At 71.8% G+C, this 8,107-nt stretch carries 8 protein-coding genes; all 8 read right to left on the reverse strand.

The genetic code is table 11. The annotated features are described in order from the left end of the window. Nucleotides 1–54: 54 nt before the first annotated feature. Entirely contained in the window at nt 55–270 is a 216-nt protein-coding gene (locus tag ABTZ89_RS31870; protein ID WP_270951766.1) for a biotin/lipoyl-binding carrier protein, read from the reverse strand. A 15-nt stretch (nt 271–285) separates the two neighbouring features. After that, on the reverse strand, nt 286–1,608 hold the full coding sequence (locus ABTZ89_RS31875) for an acetyl-CoA carboxylase biotin carboxylase subunit (RefSeq protein ID WP_351051719.1): 1,323 nt from the start codon (nt 1,606–1,608) through the stop codon (nt 286–288). Continuing rightward, nucleotides 1,605–2,792, reverse strand: a complete 1,188-nt coding sequence (locus ABTZ89_RS31880; protein ID WP_351051722.1) for a CaiB/BaiF CoA transferase family protein — start codon at nt 2,790–2,792, stop codon at nt 1,605–1,607. Before ABTZ89_RS31880 ends, ABTZ89_RS31875 begins: the two co-directional genes overlap by 4 nt. A 4-nt stretch (nt 2,793–2,796) precedes the next feature. Beyond that, complete coding sequence (locus tag ABTZ89_RS31885) at nt 2,797–4,329, reverse strand: acyl-CoA carboxylase subunit beta (protein WP_351051725.1); 1,533 nt, start codon at nt 4,327–4,329, stop codon at nt 2,797–2,799. A gap of 159 nt (nt 4,330–4,488) precedes the next feature. Continuing rightward, entirely contained in the window at nt 4,489–5,346 is an 858-nt protein-coding gene (locus ABTZ89_RS31890) for an ABC transporter permease (RefSeq protein ID WP_351051728.1), read from the reverse strand. Between the two features lie 4 nt (nt 5,347–5,350). Continuing rightward, a complete protein-coding gene (locus ABTZ89_RS31895) occupies nt 5,351–6,331 on the reverse strand; it encodes an ABC transporter permease (protein WP_351051731.1) in 981 nt (326 codons plus the stop codon). Continuing rightward, nucleotides 6,328–7,836, reverse strand: a complete 1,509-nt coding sequence (locus tag ABTZ89_RS31900) for an ABC transporter substrate-binding protein (protein ID WP_351051734.1) — start codon at nt 7,834–7,836, stop codon at nt 6,328–6,330. Before ABTZ89_RS31900 ends, ABTZ89_RS31895 begins: the two co-directional genes overlap by 4 nt. Next, on the reverse strand, nt 7,833–8,107 hold a 275-nt coding region (locus ABTZ89_RS31905), incomplete at its 5' end, for an oligopeptide/dipeptide ABC transporter ATP-binding protein (protein WP_351051737.1). The genes ABTZ89_RS31905 and ABTZ89_RS31900, both read right to left, overlap by 4 nt.

Below are 8,107 nucleotides of genomic sequence, written 5' to 3' on the forward strand. Positions count from 1 at the left end.
GGCCCGTCGACGCGGGCCTCCGGGACTGGCGCTCGACCTCGTCGCGCCTGGCGTTCACTCCGCGGAGATGACGGCGATGAGGTCGCCTTCGTTGACCGCGTCGCCTTCGGCGACCGCGAGGCGGGTCACCACGCCGTCGGTTTCGCTGAGCACCGGGATCTCCATCTTCATCGACTCCAGGACCGCCAGCTCCTGGTCGGCCTTGACCGCCGTGCCCTCGGTCACCAGCACCTTCCAGACGTTGGCGACCATTTCCGCCTTGATCTCCATGTTGTTCCCCTCCTGTCAGCGGGCGGCGATGATCCGGTCGACCACGCCGGTGTCGTAGTTCCCGGCGGTGAACTCCGGGGCGTCCAGCACTTCGGCCAGGAACGGCAGGTTGCACTTCGGGCCCCGCACGACGAACTCAGCGACCGCCCGCCGCGCCCGGGCCAGGGCGTCCGCGCGGTCGGCGCCGTGCGCCACGATCTTCGCCAGCAGCGGGTCGAAGTGCGGGCTCACCTCGGTTCCGGCCGCGTAGCCGGACTCGACCCGCACCCCGGCCGGCTCGGCCCACCCGGTGATCCGCCCGGGCCGGGGCAGGAAGCGGACCGGGTCCTCCGCGTAGACCCGCAGCTCGACGGCATGCCCGCTCGACGCTGGGAAGTCCGCCGGAACGTCCGCTCCCGCGGCGATCCGCAGCTGCAGCTCCACCAGGTCGATGCCGTGCACCTCCTCGGTGATCGGGTGCTCGACCTGCAGCCTGGTGTTCACCTCCAGGAAGAAGAACTCCCCGGTGCCGGGATCGAGCAGGAACTCCACGGTGCCCGCGTTGCGGTACCCGACGCTCTCGGCCGCCCGAACCGCAGCCGCGCACAGCCGGGAGCGCAGCGCGGCATCCACGGCCGGGGAAGGGCATTCCTCCACGACCTTCTGGTGCCGCCGCTGCACCGAGCAGTCCCGCTCGCCGAACGTGCGCACCGTGCCGTCGGGCAGGCCGACGACCTGCACCTCCACGTGCCGGGCGCGCGGCACGTACCGCTCCAGGAGGATCCGGGCGTCGCCGAACGCGCTACCGCCTCGCGACAGCGCGGTCCGCACCGCGCGTGCCAGGGATTCGGCATCGCGAGCGATGCCCATCCCGATGCCGCCGCCACCGGAAACCGCCTTGACCATCAGCGGAAAACCCAGCTCCGAGGCCGCGGCATCGGCCTCGGCGGCCGACGCGATCCCGGTGCTGCCCGGCAGCACCGGAACCCCGGCTGACGCCATGTGCGCCCGCGCCGCGGCCTTGTCGGCGAGCAGCTCCATCGCCTCCGGCGACGGGCCGACCCAGATCAGGCCCGCCGTCGCGCAGCGGCGGGCGAAATCCGGGTTCTCCGACAGGAACCCGTAGCCCGGGTGCACCGCCGTCGCCCCGGTCTTCCTCGCCACCGCGAGGATCGCCTCCGCCGAGAGGAAGTCGCGCGGTGAGTCCAGCGGGACTGCCTCGTCGGCTTCGGCGACGTAGGGCAGTCCGGTGTCCACTTCGGAATGGATCGCGATGGTCCGCACCCCGAGCCCGCGGGCGGTCCGGATGATCCGCCGCGCGATCTCGCCCCGGTTGGCCACCAGCAGTCCGTCGATCACGAGGCCCTCCCGGTGATGTTGTCCCGGTGCAGCGCCTTGATGCGCTCCGCCGAATAACCGAGCTGCGCCAGCACCTCGTCGTTGTGCTCGCCCAGCCCCGGCGGGCGTTCGGGGGAACGAGCCGGGGTGTCGGCCAGCCGCAGCGCCGGGCCGGGCACCGTCGCGTGCGCGCCGTCGCGCAACGGCACCTCCACCGCGATGCCCCGGGCCCGCACCTGCGGATCCGACACCAGGTCGGCCACCGACTGCACCGGTCCGCACACCACTCCACCGGCCTGCAGCGCCGACACGACCTCGGCCTTCGTGCGGCCCCGGGTCCACTCGACGACCTGCGCGTCGATCCGCTCCCGCTCCCGCACCCGCCAGCCGGGCTCGGCGGCCTCCTGCTCCGCCCACTCCGGGTGGCCGAGCAGGGCGCTGAAGGACTCCCACATCTTCGGCGTGATCGGCGCGATGTACACCCAGCCGTCGCCCGCCGGGTACAGCCCCGAGTAGTTCGTCGGCAGCGCCGACCCCCACCGCGTCGGCTCGCCGATGCCCGCCGCCGCGACCGAGAGGTGGTGGGCCAGCAGCGGGAACATCGAATCCAGCATGCCCACGTCGATCAGCTGGCCCCGGCCGGTCCGCTCCCGCGCCAGCAGGCCGAGCATGGCCGCCATCGCCGCCTGCATGCCGGTGACGTTGTCGGCGACGAACGGCCCCGCGATGGTCGGCGCGCCGTCGGGCTCACCGGTCATGTCGGCCAGCCCGCTCATCGCCTGGATGATGCCGTCGTAGGCCACCCACGACGAATACGGCCCGGTGCGGCCGAACCCGGTGATGTGCACCATCACGGTCCGCGGGTTGATCCGGTGCGTCTCGTCGAAGCCGAAACCGAGCCGGTCCGGCACGCCGTTGGCGTAGTTGGTCACCAGCACGTCGGCCCGGCTGATCAGCTCGTGCAGGACCTCCTTGCCCTGCTCGCTGCGCAGGTCGAGGGTGATGGCGCGCTTGGTGCGGTTGTTCGCGGCGAAGTAGAGGCTGTCGCCGTCGTGGACCGGCTGGGCGCGGCGGCCCATCTCGCCGTCCGGCGGCTCGACCTTGATCACCTCGGCCCCGTGGTCGGCGAGGATCTGGCAGCACTGCGGTCCGGCGATGTAGTGCGCGATCTCCAGCACGCGCACCCCGCTCATGGCGCTGATCATCACGTCACCCCCGGAAGTGCCACGTCGAAGGGCCTGCCGCGCGCAGCGGTGCGGCCAGGTCGGCGAACTCGCACAGCAGCGGTCTCGTGTCGCGGGGATCGATGATCTCCTCGATGTTGAACGCTTCCGCCGTGCGGAACGGGGAGCGGATCGCGTTCATCTTCTCGGTGATCTCGTCCAGCAGCGCCTGCCGGTCCTCGGCGGCGTCCAGGTCGGCCCGGTACGCGGCCTCGACGCCGCCCTCGATGGGCAGGGAGCCCCAGTCCGCCGACGGCCACGCGTAGCGGTAGTGCACCCGTGCGGCGTTGGTGTGCGCAGCACCCGCGACGCCGAAGACCTTGCGCAGGATCACCGACGCCCACGGCACCTTCGCCTGGTAGACGGCGTTGAGCGCACGCACGCCGTAGCGCATGGTGCCCGCCTTCTCCGCCTCCACGCCGATGACGAAGCCGGGTTGGTCCACCAAGTGCACCACCGGCAGGTGGAACGTCTCGGCGAGGTCCACCAGCCACTCGATCTTGCGGCTGGAGTCGGCGGTCATGCCGCCGCCGTAGACCATCGGGTCGCTGGCCAGCACCACCACCGGCCAGCCGTTCAGCCGCGCCAGGCCGCCGACCGCCGACCGGCCGAAACCCCTGCCCAGTTCCAGGAACGAGCCCTGGTCCACCACGGCGTTGATGATCGGGCGGATCTGGTACGGGCGGCGCCGGTCGCGCGGGACGGCCTCGATCAGCCAGTCCTCGCGGCGCTCGGTGTCGTCACCGCACTCCGCGCGCGGCGGCAGCTGGTGCACCGACGGCGGCAGGTAGGACAGGAAGCGGCGGGTGCGGTCGAAGGCCTCCTTCTCGGAATCGACCACGTCGAACACCACACCGTTGCGGCCGTGGATGTCGCTGCCGCCCAGCTCCTCCTTGGTGACGGTCTGCCCGAGCCGCGCCACCAGCGGCGGCCCGGCGGCGAAGACCTGCGAGATGCCGCGCACCATCACCGAGTAGTGGCTGGCGGCCACCCGAGCGGCGCCGAGCCCGGCGACCGAGCCGAGCGCCAGCGCCACCACCGGGATGGTGCCCAGGTTCGCCGCGACCCACTCCCAGCCCGGGTTGGCCGGGACGTAGGTGCGGCCGATCGTCTCCAGCGAGCGGATCGAACCGCCACCGCCGGTGCCGTCGACCAGCCGCACCAACGGGATCTGCAGCTCGTTGGCCAGCTGCTCGGCCATGATCTGCTTCTCCCGGATCGAGGCGTCGGACGCGCCGCCGCGCACCGTGAAGTCGTCGCCGCCGACCACGACCGGCCGGGCGTCCAGCCGCCCGCGGCCGAACACGAAGTTCGCGGGCTGGAACGCGCCGTCCGGCTGGAACTTCCCGGCGATGGCGCCGATCTCGCGGAAGCTGCCGGGATCCAGCAGCTCGTCGATGCGCTCCCGGACGGTCAGCTTGCCGTGGTCGTGCTGCCGCTTGACCTTCTCCGGCCCGCCCATGCGCTGCGCGAGCTCCTCGCGCCGCCGCAGTTCGTCGATTTCCGGTTGCCAGGACAATGTCCCTCCAAAGTGGTCACGGGGGTCGGTCGGTGGAGGCGCGTCAGCGCGGCACGCGGGCCGGGGGAGACGCGGTTCTCGTGCGAGAACGCCAACTCGTGGGCGGACGGGCGGAGGGCGTGGTGCCGGGAGCCTTTCGCGACGCATCCGGGTCAGCTCCTAGCGGTTCCGGCGCGGGTCGAGGGCCTGTTGCGCGACGTCGCCGAGGACGTTGAACGCCAGCGCGGTCGCGGCGATCGCGATGCCGGGCACCAGCATCTGCAGCGGTGCCTGGTAGAGGAACGTGTAGGCGCGGGCCAGCATCGAGCCCCAGCTCGGGTCGGGTGGCTGCACGCCGAGGCCGAGGAAGCTCAGACTCGCCTCGGCGATCAGCGCGTGCGCCAGCAGCAGGCTGGACTGCACCAGCACCGGCTGGATCGCGTTCGGCACCAGGTGCCGCAGCACGAGGTGCCGGCCCCGGCTGCCGAAGCTGCGCGCCGCCTCGACGTAGGTCTCCTCCTTCACCGCGAGGACCTGCGCGCGCATCAAGCGGGCCACCGAAGGCGCGAACACGATGCCGACCGAGACCATCGAGTTGACCAGGCTCGGCTGCAGCGCCGCCGTGATCGCGATCGCGAGGATGATCGCCGGGAACGACAGCAGGGTGTCCACCACGCGCATCACCGCGCTGTCGACGATGCCGCCGAGGTAGCCCGCGACCAGCCCGAGCGGGATGCCGATCAGCAGCGCGACCCCGACCGCCAGGAAGCTGGCCAGCAGCGACGCCTGCGCGCCGTGGATCAGCCTGCTGAGCACGTCCCGGCCGAGGTCGTCGCTGCCCAGCAGGTAGCCGGGCGTGCCGGCGGGGGCGAGGATGGCGTCGAAGTTCTGCGCGTTCGGTTCGTGCGCGGTCACCACCGGTGCCAGCAGCGCCAGCGCCGCCAGCACCACGAGGTACCCGGCGGACGCCAGGCCGCGCCAGTCCCGCACGACCAGCCACAGCCGGTTCTCCCGGCGCGGTGGGGAAAGCGTGGTCATGGCATCACTCCGAGATACGCGGGTCGATGAACCGGTAGGCCAGGTCGACCACCAGGTTCGTGAGCAGCACCAGCAGCGCGGTGATCAGCACGACGCCCTGGATCACCGGGTAGTCGCGCTGGGTGGTCGCCTCCACGACGAGGGTGCCGAGGCCGGGAATCGCGAACAGGGTCTCCACCACGACGCTCGCGCCGAGCACCCGGCTGACCAGCAGCCCGATGATCGTCGCCAGCGGCAGCCCGGCGTTCTTCAAAGCGTGCCGCCAGACCATCGTCCGGTGCGACAGGCCTTTCGCCCGGTGGGTGCGCATGAAGTCCGACCGCAGCACCTCGATCAGCGCGCTGCGCAGCTGGCGGCACACCTCGGCGGCGCCGACCATGCCGAGCGCGATCGCGGGAAGGACCACGTATTGCACCGTCTGCAGGGGGTTCTCGGCGAGGCCGACGAATCCCGTCGCGGGCAACCACTGCAGCTGGACGGCGAAGACCAGCACCAGCACCATGCCGATCCAGAAGTTCGGCACCGCGATGCCCAGCGTCGCCGCGCCGGTGATGGCGGTGTCGGCCGGTCGCCCCTGCCGCAGCGCGGCGGCCACCCCGAGCGGTACGCCCAGGCCGACGGCCACCAGCAGCGCTGCCGCGCCGAGCGTCAGCGTGGTGGGAAGCCGTTGCCAGATCAGCGATCCCACGCTCTCACCGGTGCTCAACGAGGTGCCGAGATCACCGGTGATCGCGTGCCGCAGCCAGTCGAGGTACTGGACGGCGAACGGCTGGTCCAGCCCGAGCTGGGCGCGGATCTCGGCCAGCCGCTCCGGCGTGGCGTGCTCGCCGGCGATGGCCTGCGCCGGGTCGCCCGGGATCAGGTGCAGCAGGCCGAACACCACGAACGTCGCCAGCACCAGGGTCGGGACGGCGACCAGGACACGTCGGCCGATCACGCGCAGCAGCGCGGTGTCCCGGCCGGGGCGCAGAGCCAGCGCGGTCATCGTTGGATCCTCACGGTGGTGAACTTGGGTTTGCCCAGCAAGTTCGGTTCGAAGCCCTGCACGTGCTCGCGGTAGGCGGCGACCGCGTTCGGGAAGATCAGCGGCACGAACAGCGACTGGTCGGCCACGATCCGGGCCACCGCGCCCAGCTTCTCCGACCGCTGGGCCAGATCAGCGGTGCCGTTCGCGGCGTTGAGCGCCTCGTCGATGCCGGGCGTGGCGACGTGCCCGGCGTTGTAGTAGCCGCGCTCGGTGAACATCAGCTTGTAGGTCAGGCCCGGATCCGGCCGACCGGTCCAGGCCGACAGCAGCGCCGGGTACTTGCGCTCGTTGAAGAACTCGCTGCTGGCCTGCGTCAGCTCGGTCGGGATCAGGTCGATCTGCACGCCGACCTTGCCGAGCTGGTACTTCAGCACCTCGGCCAGCCGCACGTTGACCGGATCCGGGTAGGTGAGCAGCGGGAACCGCAGGCCGTCGGCGTGACCGGCTTCGGCGAGCAGCCGCCTGGCCCGGTCGGGATCGTGCGGGTAGGTGGGCACCGCGGACTTCGGGAACGCCCAGTGGTCCGACGGCAGCGGCGTCCAGCCCGGTTCGCCCTGCCCGAACTGGGTGACCTTGAGGATCTGCTCGCGGTCCAGCGCCAGGTTCAGCGCCTCGCGGACCCGCCGGTCGCGGAACACCGGCGCGCTCAGGTCCAGGTAGATGATCAGCTGGTACAGCTGCGGGCCCGCGGCGACCTTCGTGCCCTTCGCCGCGCTGAGCAGTCCGACGTCCTGCGGCGGCGGGTTGAACACCATGTCCTGCTGGCCGGAGCGCAGCGCGTTCACCGCGGTGGAGCCGTCCTTCATGATCGTGAAATCGATGCTGTCCAGGTGCGGCAGCCCGCGCTGCCAGTAGCCGGGGAAGCGCTCCACCCGCACCAGCTGGCCGTAGCGCCATTCGACGAACTTCCAGGGCCCGGCGCCGACGGGATTGCGCTCGAAGGCGTCGCCCTCGCGCTCGGCGGCGGTGGGGGAGACCAGCATCCCGGCGCGGTCGGCGAGCGTGAGCAGCAGCGAGCTGTCCGGCCTGGCCAGGTTCAGCCGCACCGTCCGCGCGTCGAGCACGTCGACGCCGGTCACGGCGGCCACATCGGACTTGATGTTGGACTTGGGACCCTTGGCGCGCTCGATGTTGTACTTGACGGCCTGCGCGTCGACCGGCGTGCCGTCGTGGAACCGCACGTCCGGGCGCAGGTGCAGCACCAGCGCGGTCGGGTCGTCCTGGTCCCAGGACTCGGCCAGCCCCGGCGCGGGCTCCAGCGTCTTCGGGTCGAACGACACCAGGGTGTCGTACATGGTGTAGAGGATCGCGTGGTCCGAACCGGAGTTGCCGCGCTGCGGGTCCAATGAGGACGGATTGGACCGCCATGCCACCCGCAGGTGCTGGCCGCCTTCGGCCGCCCCGCTGCCGCACGCGGTCAGCGCCAGCAGCAACACCCAGACCACTGCGGCGATGCGCTTCACGCCTGGCCTCCTTCGACGCCGCGCAGCGGCAGCGATCCGGGGAAGTGGCACGCGGACCAGCGGCCCGGCTCGACCTCCGCCCACTCCGGGACCTCCTCGGCGCACCGCTGCTGCGCGTAGCGGCACCGGGTGCGGAACCGGCAGCCCGACGGCGGGTCCACCGGGCTCGGGATGTCGCCTTCGAGGACGATCCGGTCGCGCTGGTGCGAGCCGATCCGCGGCTGCGCCGAGACCGGTTGGGCGCTGCTGGCGCTGCTTGCGCTCGATCGGC

The organism is Saccharopolyspora sp. NPDC002686 (assembly GCF_040295745.1).
Taxonomy (GTDB): Bacteria; Actinomycetota; Actinomycetes; order Mycobacteriales; family Pseudonocardiaceae; genus Saccharopolyspora; species Saccharopolyspora oryzae.